Source organism: Shewanella sp. AC34-MNA-CIBAN-0136 (assembly GCF_040309945.1).
Taxonomy (GTDB): Bacteria; Pseudomonadota; Gammaproteobacteria; order Enterobacterales; family Shewanellaceae; genus Shewanella.
The window spans coordinates 42,543-58,199 of sequence record NZ_JBEOPJ010000001.1 but is presented as its reverse complement, the minus strand read 5'-3'; the positions used below and the strand labels follow the sequence as shown (position 1 = coordinate 58,199).

Sequence of the window (15,657 nt, the reverse complement as noted above, 5' to 3'; positions counted from 1 at the left end):
AAGTCACTCTACAATGCGGCATGTTAACCTGGCCGTTCTACGGGAGTGTATGAGGATGGCAAAAAGTAAATCGTATTAACCACGGGTTTGAGCTGGAATCACACCTTTCTGGTTATATTGTCCTTTTAGCTAACGTTAGTGGGTAAGGTTATTAAAAACACATAAAACAATAACTTTTTGTTATCATTATGGCATTATCGGCGGTGACGTTAGTATCCCCATAATCGATGTCGTATAAGAGATGTTCATTGTCGATGCAATGAAGTGTTCAGTGCATAATAGAGGCGCAGCATGTTAAATCAACAATGGTTAACCACATTTATTAAACTTGTCGAAGTAGGGCATTTTACTCACACGGCAGAGCAGCTTTTTATGACGCAACCTGGCGTGAGTCAACACATTAAAAAGCTTGAGCTGCAAGTGGGCGTTGATTTACTGATTCGAATAGGAAAAAGCTTTGAGCTAACTGAAGCTGGAATTGTGTTATATCAACAAGCATTAGTTTGGCAGCAGCAACAGCAACAAGTTTTGTCGCAATTAGCGGTTGATGATGAGCATGTAGGCGTTTGTCGTTTAGCGTGTTCGGGATCGATGGCGTTGCTTTTATATCCTCACCTTATTGACTATCAGTTGCCATATAGTCAATTACAAATCCATCTGGAAGCGGCGCCTAATAAACGCATTATTGATAGTGTTATGGCCAATACCGTTGATGTGGGCATCATTACGCAGCCGATTAACATGGATGAGCTGGTGGTGACCCCATTAGCTGCACAGTCTCTGTGTCTGGTGTTACCGCAGTCGTACCCACATCAATCGGTTACATTTGAACAACTCATGGAACTTGGAATGGTGAGCCATCCAGATGCGATGCATTATTGGTCGCAAATAGTCGGCCAGTATTTTATTGAAAAACAGGTGTTAGCGTTGCAGGTGCCTATTCGCAGTTACGTTAACCAATTGAACCAAATTCTTGTTCCCGTGGCTAAAGGGCTGGCATTTGCTGTGCTACCACAATTTGCAGTTGATAATTTTGCCCAACAACAGCATATCCGCATAGCATCTTTTGCCACCGAGCAAGCCAACAATGTGGTGGTCAGTGAGCCCTTGTTTATCATTTACAAAAAACATCGGCCACTTGCACGTCGTTATGGACCGATAATCAATAAAATTAAACAGTTGGTGAAGTGATGCCCGTTAGCCCGGTGAATTTTCTCGGTGGTTTAGTGCTCTGAGTTAGCTCTTAGAATTAATAATGTGTTGTAATGCACTGTTGATATCAGTGTATTGAAACTCAAAGCCAGCCGCTAAAGTCCTTGTGGGTAGTACAAATTGGCCGGTAGTGAGCAACTCTGACATTTCACCCATTGCCAGTCTTAGCGCTAATGGTGGCGTGGTTATTTTGGCCGGACGATTTAACGCACTGCCTAATGCTTTAGCAAATGTTGCATTGCTAACAGGCTGAGGTGCAGTAGCATTGTAAATACCTTGTAAGTTGGTGTTGTTCAGCAAATAGTTAATCAGTCCAATTAAATCATCAACATGGATCCAACTCATACCTTGCTCGCCACTGCCTATTGGGCCGCCTAAACCAAGTTTGAATGGAGGTAGCATTTTTGCTAATGCGCCGCCATTCTTCCCGAGCACAATACCTATTCGAGTAATACACACTCGGGTCTGTTGTGACTGGGCTTGAAGTGCGAGGTCTTCCCATTTCTGGCATATATCATGGCTAAATTCAGTATGAAATCCACTTGTCTCATCGACTGGACTCTGGTCTTGTCGACCATAGTAACCCACCGCTGAGGCGCTAATAAACGTATGTGGCGGCGTAGTACTTTTACTAATAAGCTGAGTTAATTCCGTGGTGATGTCCCAACGGCTGTCGCATATTAGTTTTTTTTGTTTGTTGCTCCAACGTTTACTGACTATCGGTTCGCCTGCAAGGTTAATTACGGCATCTATGTCGTTAAGGTGTGGTTTATCAGTAAGGGTTTGCCAGTATTGATGGTGACTGCCAAGATTATTTTTTGCGTTATTAATATTTCGCGTCAATATGATCAGTTGGTGTTCGCTAAGCGATTTAACTAAGCGTTTGCCAACAAACCCCGTTGCACCAGTGATTAATATTCTCATCTAAACTCCCTTCTACTCAGTAGAACAATATACGATGGTAACCTTAAGAAATGATCACAAATTCTGCACGCAACATACTTGTTATTACGGCTTTTGATAGCATAATTCCATCGACACAGAGTCTGCAAAGCGAAGTGCATGGGGTTTATCAATTTCGACACTGGCAAATTCAACCCAATCATGTTCACTGGCAATGGCGAGAGTTTGATTGGTTAGGTTTTCGAGTAATGAAAAACGATTATTTTCAATCAAAGCAATGATATTTTTAGTAATGGTGCGATAATTCAACGCATCAGTGACATTGTTGCTGTTTCGCGCTTTGTCGGCACAATAATGGATCACCACATTGACGATGACATCTTGTTGGTTATTGATTTCATCTTCTTTAATGCCGATATAGGTGCGTAAACGTAAGTTTTTAATGCGTATAATAGCGGTTTCTGGTTTCATATTGAGTGAGTGGATCCCTAAAAGTTGTTGTAAGCCAATATTGTCATCAACTTATATGTGAATCGACAAAAATATTTAACTTAGTTTGCAATATGTTACTGAGTTTAGCTTAGCATACAGAATCATTTTAATAAGCAATAATAAGGATTTTTAGTTCTATGAAAGGATTACAACAATCGCCTATGGCTGTCCGTAGTTTTGTGGTGATGGCCTGTGTGGTGATCATTCTAGCGGGAATCAAAACGGCCAGCCCAATTGTGGTGCCTTTTGTATTATCTGCATTTTTAGCGGTAATTTGCAATCCAGCCATTGTATTGATGACGCGCTATCGTATTCCTAAATGGTTATCGATCATCTTATTGATGGGATTTATTGTGTTAATGGGCTTGTGGCTGGCCAGTTTAGTGGGTAGTTCGGTAACTGAGTTTTCCAAAGAAATGCCCAAGTATCGGGAGCAATTGATTGAACAATTTGCGTGGATCCTTGAAAAACTGCAAGATTTTAATATCCAGATTTCTCAACAAAAAGTACTCGATTATTTTGACCCCGGCATGGCGTTATCCATGACCACCAATATGTTGTCTGGTGTTGGCAATGTGATGGCTAATTTATTCCTGATTATTTTGACTATCGTATTTATGTTATTTGAGGCGCAATCAATGCCTAGAAAGTTTCATTTAGCCCTCGATGCTCCAGATAAGCGTTTACAGCAAATCGATAAATTCTTGCAGTCGGTTAATCAATATATGGTGATTAAAACCCTTGTCAGTTTAGCGACAGCAGTGGTTGTTGGTATCGGTTTGACAATCATTGGCGTTGACTATGCTTTGTTATGGGCAGTCATCGCTTTTCTGTTTAATTATATTCCTAATATTGGTTCTATTATTGCCGCTATTCCGGCTGTGTTATTGGCTTTTATCCAAATGGGCCCAGGGGCTGCAGGTATTACCGGTTTATTGTATGTGGGTACCAATATGGTGATGGGTAATATGGTTGAACCGCGTTTTATGGGCCGAGGTTTAGGCTTGTCTACCTTAGTGGTTTTTTTATCATTGATTTTTTGGGGTTGGCTGCTTGGCTCTGTCGGCATGTTGCTGTCGGTACCCTTAACCATGATTGTTAAAATTGGTCTTGAATCGAGCGACTCGGGCAATTGGCTGGCAATTTTATTGTCGGATGATAATGATGACTCACCCAATGAATCTGCCAATAATGTTAAAGCAGAAGCCGAAATTGCAGCTGAAGATTGCCACAGAGACGACGATGACGAACAGGTTAATAATGACGTTAATAGTGGAGTCAGTAGCGACGTAGATAATGATCATAGCGTGGGCAGTGACACTAAAGCTAAGTCATCAACCACAAATGCATAACCCTATTGATTGTATTTAGTTTATTGAGTTAAGAGAGTGTATGAAAGGTTTTTTACAAATAGTTCCAAATTTGACGTTCGGTGATGATGTTTGCCGTTTATTTCATGGCCGCGGCGGCTTATTCGCTGGCGATGAACACCTGTGTTTAGATTGGTATAAACCAGTATTATTGCTCACCAGTTTTAAGATGCTTGAAACCGAGCAACTCAATGAATTAGTGATTGCAGTAAAGGTACTTTGGCAGCAACAACGACCAACTGAAACACTTAATTTGGTTTACCAATACCGTCAAGGTGGCCAAACATTCAGTGAGTTATTGCATGGTGAAGTACCAGAACAGCATATTGTGATCGAAAATGGTGCGCGCTTTTTAGTCCATTTATTACGCGGACAAAACCACGGTTTATTTTTAGATATGGCCAACGGCCGAGCATGGGTGAAACAACACGCAAAACATAAAAAGGTACTTAATTTATTTGCTTATACTTGCGGCTTTTCGGTAGTGGCTTTGCAAGGCGGCGCAGATGAAGTGGTCAACATGGACATGAGTAAAGGTGCGTTAAGCATTGGTAAGCAAAACCATGTATTAAATGACTTACCCGCAGGAGCGCGTTATTTAGGCCACGATATTTTTAAATCATGGGGTAAATTAACCAAGCTTGGACCGTATGATTTGATTGTGGCCGATCCACCGAGTAATCAACGTGGCAGTTTTGTGGCCACTAAAGATTATGAGCGCTTATTGAAACGTCTGCCTGACTTACTTGCACCACAAGGTGAAGTGTTGCTGTGCTTAAATGCCCCAGAGCTTGGTTGTGATTTTTTGATGCAACAAGTGGCTAATACTGCGCCACAATTAACTTATGTTGAGCGAATTGCTAATCCGTCCGTTTTTGCCGATATAGATGAACAGAAATCATTAAAAGTATTACGTTACTGCATGAGCTAATTTATTAACGCGTTACAAATAAACCGACAGTCATGTGACTGTCGGTTTTTTTATGCCTGTAAAAAATGCCAAGACATACCTCACGATTAACCCCTTAATGACATCTTCGCCGCGCAAGTTGTTTTTAGTGGCTTATACTTAATGCTAACCAAGGAAATACCTGTTCAAATAATCGTTAAATAATCCTTCTTTTAATCGGTATTTATGACCGATAACCCTGATCTAGCTAATGATTTATTAAAATTGATGATCTAGATCATATTAACCTTGTTTTACCAATTTGTGAGTATATAGATTGTTACTGCATTAACGATAAAATTCACCGAGTCGTAATAAAGAAGCAATAAAGCGATGATGATTTATTGTTTTTATCCCCACTCTTGGAGGGTCCATGAGTAATGAAACCGAAAGCAAAAAGGGTTTAGAGCTAAAGATTTTTATTTTTTTGACCGTCTTTCTAGCCCCAATTTTATCTGTATTACTGGTTAGCGCACTAGGTTTTACTATCTGGTTTAGCCAAATTTTAACTGGGCCTCCAGGCGCGGGCTAATCCTAAAAATAATAAACAATGTGAGAACGATGTATGAGCAATGAACTTCACGTAACCAGCCTAATTGTCCAAGTACACCCTGAGCAAATGGCTGAAGTAAGACAAAAAATTATGGCCATCAAAAATGCTGAGTTGTCAGCTAATAATGACGTTAAGTTAGTTGTTGTCGTTGAAGGTCCGAGCCAACGATCGTTGATGGATGATATATCAACTATTAATGCCATTCCGGGTGTGTTGACTGCCACCATGGTGTATCACCAAAGTGAAGAGCTTGAAGAGGGTGAAGTATGAAAATGAATAGACGCGATTTTATGAAGGCCAATGCCGCTATCGCAGCGGCAAGTGTTGCAGGATTAGCACTACCTACAAGTGCAAGCAACCTGATCACTAGCTCAGAACAAACCAAATTAGAATGGAACAAAGCACCTTGTCGTTTTTGCGGAACAGGTTGTTCAGTGATGGTAGCCACCCGTGACGGTAAAGTTGTTGCGACTCATGGTGATGCCAACAGCGAAGTTAACCGTGGCTTAAACTGTATTAAAGGCTATTTCCTTTCTAAAATTATGTACGGTCGTGATCGTCTGCAAACGCCAATGTTGCGTATGACTGATGGCAAATATGACAAGCATGGCGAATTCACTCCTATTACATGGGAAAAAGCGTTCGACACTATGGCCGAGCGTTGGAAAGCGACCATTAAAGCCAAAGGTCCAACAGCCGTCGGTATGTTTGGTTCTGGTCAGTGGACCGTATGGGAAGGTTATGCAGCGGTTAAGTTAATGAAAGCTGGCTTTGGTTCAAATAACATCGATCCAAACGCTCGTCATTGTATGGCATCTGCGGTAGGTGGCTTTATGCGTACCTTCGGCATTGATGAGCCAATGGGTTGTTATGACGATATGGAAGCGGCTGACGCGTTTGTGCTTTGGGGCTCAAACATGGCAGAAATGCACCCTATTTTATGGACTCGTGTAACCGATCGCCGTTTAAGCGCACCACACGTTAAAGTCGCCGTGTTGTCTACCTTTGAACATCGTTCATTCGACCTTGCTGATTTGCCCATTGTATTCACGCCACAAACCGATTTAGCAATGCTTAACTTTATTGCCAATTACATTATCCAAAATGGCAAAGTGAATAAAGATTTCATCAAAAAGCATGTTAATTTCCGCAAGGGAACCACAGACATTGGCTATGGTTTACGTCCAACGCATCCATTAGAAATGAAAGCCAAAAACGTTGCCACTGCAGGTGACTCTACCCCGATTGATTTTGACGAATTTGCTAAATTTGTGGCTGACTATGATGTTGAATCTGTCAGTAAGTTGTCTGGTGTACCAGAACATAAGCTTATTGAGTTGGCAGAGCTTTATGCAGATCCAGATCGTAAAGTGACTTCATTCTGGACCATGGGCTTTAACCAACATACTCGTGGTGTGTGGTGTAATAATCTGATTTATAACATTCACTTGTTAGTCGGTAAAATCTCTACTCCAGGTAACAGCCCATTCTCATTAACGGGTCAACCGTCTGCTTGTGGTACAGCACGTGAAGTGGGTACATTCTCACATCGTTTACCTGCGGACATGGTAGTGACTAACCCTGAACACAGAAAGCGCGCCGAAGAGATTTGGCATATTCCGAGTGGTATTATTCCACCAAAACCTGGTTACCATGCAGTAGAGCAAAACCGTCGCTTAAAAGATGGCGATTTAAATTGTTACTGGGTACAAGTGAACAACAATATCCAAGCAGGCGCCAATATTAACGAAGAAGGTTTACCGGGCTACCGTAATCCTGAAAACTTCATCGTAGTGTCTGATGCATATCCAACGGTTACCACCCAAGCAGCCGATTTAATTTTACCAACAGCAATGTGGGTCGAAAAAGAAGGTGCCTACGGTAATGCTGAACGTCGTACTCAATTTTGGCATCAAATGGTTAAAGCACCAGGAGAGTCACAGTCTGATTTATGGCAGTTAATGGAATTCTCTAAGCGTTTCACTACTGACGAAGTTTGGCCTGCAGAAGTGTTAGCTGCTAACCCTTCGTTTAAAGGTAAAACCTTATATGAAGTGCTTTATCTCAATGGCAATGTTGATAAATTTCCATTGGCAGATGCTGATCAAAAATACTTAAATGATGAAGCTAAGCATTTTGGTTTTTACGTTCAAAAAGGTTTATTTGAAGAATATGCCACCTTTGGACGTGGTCATGGTCATGATTTAGCTGACTTTGATGTATACCACAAAGAGCACGGTTTACGTTGGCCGGTGGTTAATGGCAAAGAAACCAAATGGCGTTTCCGTGAAGGGTCAGACCCCTACGTTAAAGCGGGTACAGAATTTGAGTTTTACGGTAAGCCAGATGGCCGTGCAGTTATTTTCGCATTGCCTTACGAGCCTGCTGCAGAGTCACCAGATGAAGAGTTCGATATTTGGCTATCAACGGGTCGTGTGCTTGAACATTGGCATTCTGGTTCAATGACACAACGTGTACCTGAACTTTATAAAGCCTTCCCTGATGCAGTGTGTTTTATGCATCCTGAAGATGCTAAAAAGCGCGGTTTACGTCGTGGTGATGAAATTAGAATTGTTTCTCGTCGTGGTGAAATTAAAACCCGTGTTGAAACACGAGGACGTAATAAGCCGCCTGTTGGCTTAGTGTTTGTGCCTTGGTTTGATGCCAGCCAGCTCATTAATAAAGTGACGTTAGATGCGACAGATCCTTTGTCAAAACAAACTGACTATAAAAAATGTGCTGTAAAGATTGTTAAGGCTTAAGGAGACAGACCATGAAAACAGGTAAATTATTATCGATTATCGCGTTATTAGGTTTCTCTGTAAGTGTAATGGCTACCAGCATACCTGAAGACAAAATCGACACATTACGTTTAGCGCCAATTAATGTAGAACCGACACCGCCTGCGATGCAAGCGGTGATCAATACCGATGTTAAGCAGGTACGTAATTACCCAATGCAGCCACCGGTGATCCCGCACAAGATTGATGGTTACCAAATCGATCTTAAAGTGAACAAGTGTATTCAGTGTCATGCCCGTACTAGTACTGGTCATTCACAGGCTCCAATGGTGAGCGTGACTCACTATATGGACCGTGATAATAATTTCTTGGCTGATTTATCACCACGTCGTTATTTTTGTACTCAGTGCCATGCACCGCAGTTAGATGCCAAGTTATTAGTTGAAAATGACTTTGTCGATATTGATCACTTAATGAAGGCGAAAGCCCCAGTTAAGCACTAGGAGTCACTATGATTGCAAAATTGTTTGAGCAACTAAAAATAGTGTGGAAAGTGCTGTGTCGTCCGAGTGTCCATTACAGTCTTGGCTTCTTAACCATTGGTGGATTTATCGCTGGGGTGATTTTCTGGGGTGGATTTAACACCGCCTTGGAACTGACTAACCGCGAGCAATTCTGTATTGGTTGCCATGAAATGGAAAACAATGTTTATCAGGAACTGCAAACGACTATTCACTTCACTAACCGAAGTGGTGTGCGTGCAACCTGTCCTGATTGTCATGTGCCACATAACTGGACCGATAAAATTGCTCGTAAAATGCAAGCTTCTAAGGAAGTGTGGGGCAAAATATTCGGTACTATTAGCACGCGAGAAAAGTTTGAAGGTAAACGTCGCGAGCTGGCGGAACATGAATGGGAACGCCTTAAAGCTAACGATTCGTTAGAGTGCCGTAACTGTCATAACTTCGACTATATGGATTTCACTCGTCAGTCTAAGCGTGCATCACAAATGCATTCAACATCACTGGCTAGCGGCGAAAAAACCTGTATCGATTGTCATAAAGGTATTGCACACCAATTACCTGATATGGCGGGTGTAGAAGGGTTCTAAACCGGTTAATATTGTAAGTGTATAGAAAAGGCCAGCAAATTTGCTGGCCTTTTGTTTTATGCATTTCGAACTAAAGTTGTTTATGTTAAATCAACCTGTTGCCCAATCACATCAATTAAATATTTAGTGAAATCATGGCCATGGTTTTGCAACATTTTCGGAAACATTGAAATAGGCGTTAACCCAGGGAAGGTATTGATTTCATTCAAGAGGATTTGATTATCATCAGTTAAAAAGAAATCAATGCGCGACAAGTGACGTAATTTCATCCCTTTAAAGGCTTTTATTGCGTAATCCCGGATCAGCTGACTGATCTCAGGGCTGAGGTTATCAGCAACAACGTCGGTACGGGCCTTACTATTTTTAGCGTACTTTTCATCAAATGAATAAAAGGTATTGCTGTCGCAAATAATTTCGCCCGGTAAGGTAGCTACCACTTCCCCTTGGTATTGGTATACGGCGACTTCTAATTCACGCGCATGGATGGTTTGCTCAACAACCACATATGGAGCATAACTAAACGCATCTTTAAGTACGTTAGCGATATTGGCTTTAACATCGACTTTATAGCATCCCACAGACGATCCTTGTGATGCCGCTTTTACAAAAACAGATCCCCAATGATCAAATGCCGTTTCAGTTTGCTTGATTGCATCATCATCTAGTTGGTGCAAAAAGATGTAAGGCGTGTTTGGTACGCCTAAAGCTGAAAACCACATTTTAGCGGTGATTTTATTAAAGCAATTGCTTGAGGCTTCAGATTCACAACCAAAGTAGGGCAGTTGGATTAAGTTAAAGTACGATTGAATATCACCGGTTTCACCCGGAAATCCATGAATACACGGGATCACATAATCAACTGACCATGCTGGCGTATTGTTATCTTCAAAACGAATTTCACGGCGATTAGTCAGGTCGCATAATTTACCGTCTTCAGTGTGATAATGACCGTGTTTATCGAGTACTAACTTAAGTACCGAAAATTTATCTGACTTTGCCAGTGATGACTCAAAAAAACGTGCAGACATTAACGAAATATCGTGTTCTGCACCGCCACCGCCGCACAATAACAGCAGATTAATCTTTGGCATGGTTGCTCCTGAAAGACCCAAAAAGTGGGCTAAATTTGAATTAGATTAGCCCTAAAAAAGTAATGCTTATGATAAAGACCCACAGCCATACAGTGCAAGTAAGAGTTAATAATATTTCAGCTATTTATGTCTATTTCCGACGTTAATGCGATTAAATAACCTCAACGAGATAATAAACAGTTATCACATCTCCATTACCTCACGAAGCGATTGTATTAATTGGCAATGTCATAAGCGTTAGTGGCATCCGTCTTGGTTAGTCACATCCGTTCTAAGTGGCCATAATATGCTGGGTGGAGTCATACTCTGTCGTTTTGTTGTCGACAATCTCAGCGTTATCTTTTCTGCATCAGCCGTAAAAAAGAAAAACCTCTTTTTATTTTCATAAAAAAGAGGTTTTTAATCAATCAATATAATGTCTGCTATCGTGGTCAACTACATTGATTATATTGATGTACTAACAAACGTATGACAGTAGAATACTTAAGCTTATTGCTTCAATCTTAGTCTCTGCGGTGTAATATTTTAATCTTACCTAGAAGCGATAAGTTAAGTTCACCGAACCATTCACAGGCGCGCCGTAATAACCGATAGTGGCCAAGCTGTTAATGTATTTTTCATCGGTGAGGTTATTAATGTTAGCTCTCAGATTTAGGTCTTCAGAAATATTCCAACTTGCGAAAGCGTTAACGACTAAATAGGCATCTTGTTCTACATTAGAATCAACATTTTTGGTTTCAGATTGCCATCTGCCGCCTAATCCAACGCTTACTTCTGGCAATTGTGGGATGGTATAACCCATCGAAAAGTTAACAACGTTTCGGGCTGCCCATTCATTTGCCTCAGCGCCATCTTCATCTTCTACATCTAGCAGCGTGTAAGCTAATACGGCATTGAGGTTGTCTGTTATGTGTCCAGTGACTTCAACTTCAAAGCCTTTCGATTCGACATTGGCACCTTTATAATAGTAATTTCCGTTGGCATTAAGGCCGGCGTAGCTAGCGAGGTTATTTTGCTCAGCACTAAATAGTGCAAAGGTAGCCATTAAATCATTATCAAGCCATAGGGTTTTAAGCCCAAGTTCGTAATTGACGCCTTTAGTGGGGTCTAAAAAATACCCATCGTAATCATACTGCTCTTGCGGTTGGTAAATGTCTGAATAACTGAAGTAAGTGTTGATATCCTCTGTGATGCTGTAAACCACACCAGCATAAGGGCTAAACTCGCTTTCGTCGTTGTCGATATCAACGCCGCTATTAATACCTTCGCGGGTATATTTAATCGCATTAAAGCCTGCAACTACGAATAGGCTGTCATTAATATTGAACTTAGTCGAACCATAGGCGCGAAGTAAGCTTACATCGATGTCAGAGTACTCCACTTTATCGCCCCATTCAGGCTCAGGGATCGCATTGAGATCGTAAGGGAAGGCTGGGGTTGGGCCATATGCAGGAGTCGCTGCAAAATCAAATGGGTGTTGGTACATGTATTTTTTACTTTGAGAACCGCTTAACCCTAAGGTCAGTTCGTGATCTTGACCAAATAAGCCATAATGACCAATTGTGGTGATGTCCAAAATATCGGCTGAAAACTCAGTGTCGTAACGACCAGGCCAACCATTTAATCCTAAGCCTGTGTCCTTATCAATGGTTCCAGAAGCATAAAATAACTTACTTTCATCTTCTAATCCTTGATGATTATAGGCAACTTTAAGGTCCCAATCGTTAGGCATTATGTAAGTATACTCAACAAATGCGGTTGTATTGATGGTGTCCCACATAGTCCACTCTTGTGTGGTGCTAGCGCTGGTATCCCATTCTGCTTGGGTGCCGTCAGTATAGTTAAATACTAATCCGCCCCAGGTATTACCGTCTGTGTTGGCATCTTGGTATGAAAACCCTAATGTTAGCGTTGAGTTATCTGTTAATTGGCCATCAACGACAGCGTAAATATAACCACGATCGTTTTCTAGGCCATCTAAGTATGATCCTTTGTCTTCTACTACCGCAACAACTCTACCAGCCCAACTACCGCTTTCTGTTAACAGGGCAGAGTAATCAGCTTGTACGCGCTTAAAGTCATCTGAGCCATATGAGATGCCTACTTCACCTTCATTTTCGTTAGTCGGGCGTTTACGCACATAATTAATGGTACCAGCAGAATTACCTATTCCGGTTAGTAGCCCGTTAGCGCCACGAATAACTTCAATTTTTTCATAACCATAAGCTTCCATTGCACCAGTGACGATCCCCCAGTCATTGGGCAAACCGACGCCATCAATTTGGGTACTTTTAATTTCAAAGCCGCGAGAAGTATATTGTGTGCGGTTTGTTTCCCATTCTTCAACATTAATACCTGTCGCAAGACGAAGTACGTCGTTAAGGTTATTGGCCCCAAAATTAGTTATCTGCTCGTTGGAAACCACACTGATTGACTGCGGTGTCTCATCAATCTCCATAGTTAACCCAGTAGCGCCTTGGCTAACGCGTTTATAACGAACACCCAAGATTTGAATTTTTTCTATGTTTTGATCATTGTTGTCAGCATTTTGTTGTTGTTCTGCTGCAAGGGCAATGGGCTGTACTAGAAAGCTCATTGCCAAAACTAATGATGAAAGTGCAAAGGTATGTTTAGGTTTCATGTTGTGCCTTATCTGTGTCTTTTTCTAATGATGAATATTATTAACGGCGAACCATAGCGCTTATCAGACGCTAATGTTATTGCTAATGATTATCATTAGCAACCACGATCGAGGCTAGATTGATTAAAATGTGAGCATTAACGCAAAATTTACAATTGATAATAATTATCACTCAATAGTTGTTGAGATTGGTTATCAATCGTATTAGCATGTGTGGAAAATTAATATCTATAAAGACAGCGGACAAATTTGGACATCAGATGGCAAAACGTAGTAATCGATTTTGGTTTAAGCTTCATGGCTGGTTTTCATTACCCGTATGGATAATTTTTTGTTTTGTGTGCCTAACGGGGACAATTTCAGTGATAAGCCATGAATTAACCTGGCTCACTAATCCTGACGCTCGTGCAAGTAACCCGCAAAATCTGGCAGAAAAACCGATGTCAGAACTCGTTGAAATTGTGCAACAAGCGCACCCAACAGCTAACATCACCACAGTGATGAGCTTTGAATCTTATCTGGTTAATGCGGTTATTTTTAACGATAGCGATGCGCCTTTTGCCATTGCTTATGTCAATCAATACACCGGCCAAATACAAGCAATTAATCTTGGCATGACCTTCACTAATTTTATGCGCTCATTACACGGTTGGTTACTGTTTCCATGGCATGTTAATTACAGTGTCGGCTATTACATTGTCTGTTTTATGGCCATCGTTATGTTGGGGGCGTTGATATCTGGACTGGTGATTTATAAAAAGTTCTGGCGTTCATTTATCCAGCCTAAATTACGTTTCAATCAAGGTAAAAAAACATTGCTAGCCGATTTACATCGATTGGCCGGTGTGTGGTCAATGTGGTTTTTAATGCTGATGAGCATTACCGGTTTATGGTATTTAACCCAAGCGATTATGTGGCACAACCACATAGATTTGGAGCCACATGCGCCATTAATTGAAGCAAGCCAAGTGCCTACATCAGCAAATGATGCTCCTATTAGACCATATACGTTATCTAATGCGCTGCAAGTAGCCGAGCAAAAATTCCCGGGCTTTAAAAGTACCTACATTATGCTTCCAGAGCACAATCGAGACACTTATAAAGTGTATGGCCAAGGAGATCATATTTTCTACGACCAGTATGCTTATGGTGTGACAGTGAATCCATGGAGTGGCACCATTGAAAGTGAAAGATCGCCAGTGGCAATGACAACCTTACAAACCCTATCGCATATTGCTGATCCACTGCATTACGGCACAATAGGTGGTTTGTGGACCAAAGTGATTTGGTTTATCTTCGGCATTTTTCTAACGGGGATGTCTATCACAGGTTTTTTAATGTGGGGAAGTCGAACCGTAAAAGCCGCCAGAACCGACCTAGATGATCCGTTGGCAATGCATAACTCACAGCTAGTCGAGCAGGAAGGTAACTAATGGCCCGCATTAAAAACACCATATGGAATCGTTACAAGTATAAAATAAATGGCTTAATGCTAGTGCTAGTTTGTTATTTTCTATATCAGTCTCTATTCCCGCAATTCCCTGATGCATGGGAAACTCAAGCGGTTGGCGCTTTTGAAATAACACCTATGCCGTATAATCTTGATCCGCCATATCTTCACGATGGTACCTACACTAAAGATTTTTTATTATTGTTTAGTCAGGGGCAGGTAAACAAAATCCGTCAAGCATATTTAAACATTGGCACAGAGCCCTTACCATTAGAAACACTGCAAATGGGCGATGCAGGTATCTTGCATGGCAGTCAGCATGGACAAGAAGTTCATGCTATTGCGCCAGAAATATTAACCGCAGAACACAAGGCGTGGTTAACCATTGAAAATTGGCAGGGGCAACAGCAAGTCATTAGCTGGAAGTTACCTGATGCGTTTTATCAGTCATCAAACTAAACGATTGTAGTCTTTGGGGCAGCTTGGTTTTATCGAGCAGTTTGCCGATGTTAAATGTAATTGCATTGCATTGCATTTAACATCGTATTCTTAGGCGGTTAAATACCAAAGGCTTCGCGTTCAGAAACACATTCGTATTCAGCCATTTCAAATTCACGGCAAATCAGTGGCCGAACTTCGTAAATCGAACACATCATAGTGTCTCGGTCTAGTGCTGCACACCAACCATCATCAAGTCGGCGCATGACTTCTCCGCCCCAATTATCTTTGGCTATATACACTTTAGGCACACCGGTTTCGGTTATTAACATCACTTCTAAACGGCAACAACAGGCTTGGCAATTTGAACAGGTCACAGCCGGTTGCTCTACAGAGTTTATTGTTGCGGGAGTCGATGATTTATCGGACGACTCAGGGAACATGGTAATGATATTGGTGGGCATTTAAGGGCTGCAGTTGAACATTTGGGCTAAGGATAGCGTAAATTTGTTCATGAAAGATAAATTTACTTCAAATAGAGGTGATATTTAATTTGTGATGACAACCAAATTACTCCAGTAGTCAGAATTTATATTTTATTTCAATAGTTTATTTGTTATATTTTTGAGGTGAAAAGGTTGAAAGTAATGGTGAAATCAGCTGTTTACTCATTTCATTAATAAGAATAACAAGTCAACAAGGAGTT

At 41.2% G+C, this 15,657-nt stretch carries 15 protein-coding genes; 10 read left to right on the top strand and 5 right to left on the bottom strand.

What is annotated here, in order from left to right:
• Nucleotides 1-291: 291 nt before the first annotated feature.
• A complete protein-coding gene (locus AAEY94_RS00250) occupies nucleotides 292-1,191 on the top strand; it encodes a LysR family transcriptional regulator (RefSeq protein WP_101087901.1) in 900 nt (299 codons plus the stop codon).
• A 45-nt stretch (nucleotides 1,192-1,236) separates the two neighbouring features.
• Here AAEY94_RS00250 and AAEY94_RS00245 read toward each other — a convergent pair whose 3' ends face one another.
• Together AAEY94_RS00245 and folX are read right to left on the bottom strand one after the other, a co-directional pair.
• Nucleotides 1,237-2,136 (bottom strand): TIGR01777 family oxidoreductase, encoded by a 900-nt coding sequence (locus AAEY94_RS00245; protein ID WP_101087904.1) that lies wholly within the window; start codon nucleotides 2,134-2,136, stop codon nucleotides 1,237-1,239.
• 84 nt (nucleotides 2,137-2,220) lie between these two features.
• Nucleotides 2,221-2,586 (bottom strand): dihydroneopterin triphosphate 2'-epimerase, encoded by a 366-nt coding sequence (folX, locus tag AAEY94_RS00240; protein WP_101087907.1) that lies wholly within the window; start codon nucleotides 2,584-2,586, stop codon nucleotides 2,221-2,223.
• A gap of 158 nt (nucleotides 2,587-2,744) precedes the next feature.
• Between folX and AAEY94_RS00235 the strand changes: the two genes are divergently transcribed.
• The 7 genes from AAEY94_RS00235 (at nucleotide 2,745) to AAEY94_RS00205 (ending at nucleotide 9,331) form a co-directional block, all read left to right on the top strand.
• Complete coding sequence (locus AAEY94_RS00235) at nucleotides 2,745-3,959, top strand: AI-2E family transporter (protein WP_182743739.1); 1,215 nt, start codon at nucleotides 2,745-2,747, stop codon at nucleotides 3,957-3,959.
• A gap of 40 nt (nucleotides 3,960-3,999) precedes the next feature.
• Nucleotides 4,000-4,908 (top strand): class I SAM-dependent methyltransferase, encoded by a 909-nt coding sequence (locus AAEY94_RS00230; protein ID WP_101087912.1) that lies wholly within the window; start codon nucleotides 4,000-4,002, stop codon nucleotides 4,906-4,908.
• Between the two features lie 391 nt (nucleotides 4,909-5,299).
• Nucleotides 5,300-5,458 (top strand): periplasmic nitrate reductase, NapE protein, encoded by a 159-nt coding sequence (locus tag AAEY94_RS00225; RefSeq protein WP_011638006.1) that lies wholly within the window; start codon nucleotides 5,300-5,302, stop codon nucleotides 5,456-5,458.
• Nucleotides 5,459-5,491: 33 nt separating this feature from the next.
• Nucleotides 5,492-5,749 (top strand): chaperone NapD, encoded by a 258-nt coding sequence (locus tag AAEY94_RS00220; protein WP_011638005.1) that lies wholly within the window; start codon nucleotides 5,492-5,494, stop codon nucleotides 5,747-5,749.
• Between the two features lie 2 nt (nucleotides 5,750-5,751).
• Complete coding sequence (gene napA, locus AAEY94_RS00215) at nucleotides 5,752-8,241, top strand: nitrate reductase catalytic subunit NapA (protein WP_101088208.1); 2,490 nt, start codon at nucleotides 5,752-5,754, stop codon at nucleotides 8,239-8,241.
• 11 nt (nucleotides 8,242-8,252) lie between these two features.
• On the top strand, nucleotides 8,253-8,723 hold the full coding sequence (locus AAEY94_RS00210; RefSeq protein ID WP_101087915.1) for a nitrate reductase cytochrome c-type subunit: 471 nt from the start codon (nucleotides 8,253-8,255) through the stop codon (nucleotides 8,721-8,723).
• An 8-nt stretch (nucleotides 8,724-8,731) separates the two neighbouring features.
• Nucleotides 8,732-9,331, top strand: a complete 600-nt coding sequence (locus AAEY94_RS00205) for a cytochrome c3 family protein (protein WP_101087918.1) — start codon at nucleotides 8,732-8,734, stop codon at nucleotides 9,329-9,331.
• Nucleotides 9,332-9,411: 80 nt separating this feature from the next.
• Here AAEY94_RS00205 and AAEY94_RS00200 read toward each other — a convergent pair whose 3' ends face one another.
• Nucleotides 9,412-10,422, bottom strand: coding sequence for a D-alanine--D-alanine ligase (locus AAEY94_RS00200; protein ID WP_162022742.1), 1,011 nt, complete (start codon nucleotides 10,420-10,422; stop codon nucleotides 9,412-9,414).
• A 535-nt stretch (nucleotides 10,423-10,957) separates the two neighbouring features.
• The gene (locus AAEY94_RS00195) at nucleotides 10,958-13,063 is read right to left on the bottom strand and encodes a TonB-dependent siderophore receptor (protein ID WP_162022743.1); all 2,106 of its coding nucleotides are present in this window, start codon (nucleotides 13,061-13,063) and stop codon (nucleotides 10,958-10,960) included.
• Between the two features lie 260 nt (nucleotides 13,064-13,323).
• On the opposite strand from AAEY94_RS00195, the gene AAEY94_RS00190 reads away from it, so the two are divergent.
• Together AAEY94_RS00190 and AAEY94_RS00185 are read left to right on the top strand one after the other, a co-directional pair.
• Nucleotides 13,324-14,496 (top strand): PepSY-associated TM helix domain-containing protein, encoded by a 1,173-nt coding sequence (locus AAEY94_RS00190; protein WP_350976392.1) that lies wholly within the window; start codon nucleotides 13,324-13,326, stop codon nucleotides 14,494-14,496.
• A complete protein-coding gene (locus AAEY94_RS00185) occupies nucleotides 14,496-14,972 on the top strand; it encodes a PA2404 family protein (RefSeq protein WP_350976389.1) in 477 nt (158 codons plus the stop codon). The genes AAEY94_RS00190 and AAEY94_RS00185 overlap by 1 nt, the downstream gene beginning before the upstream one ends.
• Before the next feature lie 98 nt (nucleotides 14,973-15,070).
• Here the strand turns inward: AAEY94_RS00185 and AAEY94_RS00180 are convergent, their stop codons facing one another.
• Nucleotides 15,071-15,394, bottom strand: a complete 324-nt coding sequence (locus AAEY94_RS00180) for a YkgJ family cysteine cluster protein (protein ID WP_101088210.1) — start codon at nucleotides 15,392-15,394, stop codon at nucleotides 15,071-15,073.
• Nucleotides 15,395-15,657 lie beyond the last annotated feature (263 nt).

Bases quoted from the DNA above. Each gene is read 5' to 3' on its own strand.
- AAEY94_RS00250 (WP_101087901.1), top strand. From the start codon at position 292: ATGTTAAATCAACAATGGTTAACCACATTTATTAAACTTGTCGAAGTA.
- AAEY94_RS00245 (WP_101087904.1), bottom strand. From the start codon at position 2,136: ATGAGAATATTAATCACTGGTGCAACGGGGTTTGTTGGCAAACGCTTA.
- folX (WP_101087907.1), bottom strand. From the start codon at position 2,586: ATGAAACCAGAAACCGCTATTATACGCATTAAAAACTTACGTTTACGC.
- AAEY94_RS00235 (WP_182743739.1), top strand. From the start codon at position 2,745: ATGAAAGGATTACAACAATCGCCTATGGCTGTCCGTAGTTTTGTGGTG.
- AAEY94_RS00230 (WP_101087912.1), top strand. From the start codon at position 4,000: ATGAAAGGTTTTTTACAAATAGTTCCAAATTTGACGTTCGGTGATGAT.
- AAEY94_RS00225 (WP_011638006.1), top strand. From the start codon at position 5,300: ATGAGTAATGAAACCGAAAGCAAAAAGGGTTTAGAGCTAAAGATTTTT.
- AAEY94_RS00220 (WP_011638005.1), top strand. From the start codon at position 5,492: ATGAGCAATGAACTTCACGTAACCAGCCTAATTGTCCAAGTACACCCT.
- napA (WP_101088208.1), top strand. From the start codon at position 5,752: ATGAATAGACGCGATTTTATGAAGGCCAATGCCGCTATCGCAGCGGCA.
- AAEY94_RS00210 (WP_101087915.1), top strand. From the start codon at position 8,253: ATGAAAACAGGTAAATTATTATCGATTATCGCGTTATTAGGTTTCTCT.
- AAEY94_RS00205 (WP_101087918.1), top strand. From the start codon at position 8,732: ATGATTGCAAAATTGTTTGAGCAACTAAAAATAGTGTGGAAAGTGCTG.
- AAEY94_RS00200 (WP_162022742.1), bottom strand. From the start codon at position 10,422: ATGCCAAAGATTAATCTGCTGTTATTGTGCGGCGGTGGCGGTGCAGAA.
- AAEY94_RS00195 (WP_162022743.1), bottom strand. From the start codon at position 13,063: ATGAAACCTAAACATACCTTTGCACTTTCATCATTAGTTTTGGCAATG.
- AAEY94_RS00190 (WP_350976392.1), top strand. From the start codon at position 13,324: ATGGCAAAACGTAGTAATCGATTTTGGTTTAAGCTTCATGGCTGGTTT.
- AAEY94_RS00185 (WP_350976389.1), top strand. From the start codon at position 14,496: ATGGCCCGCATTAAAAACACCATATGGAATCGTTACAAGTATAAAATA.
- AAEY94_RS00180 (WP_101088210.1), bottom strand. From the start codon at position 15,394: ATGTTCCCTGAGTCGTCCGATAAATCATCGACTCCCGCAACAATAAAC.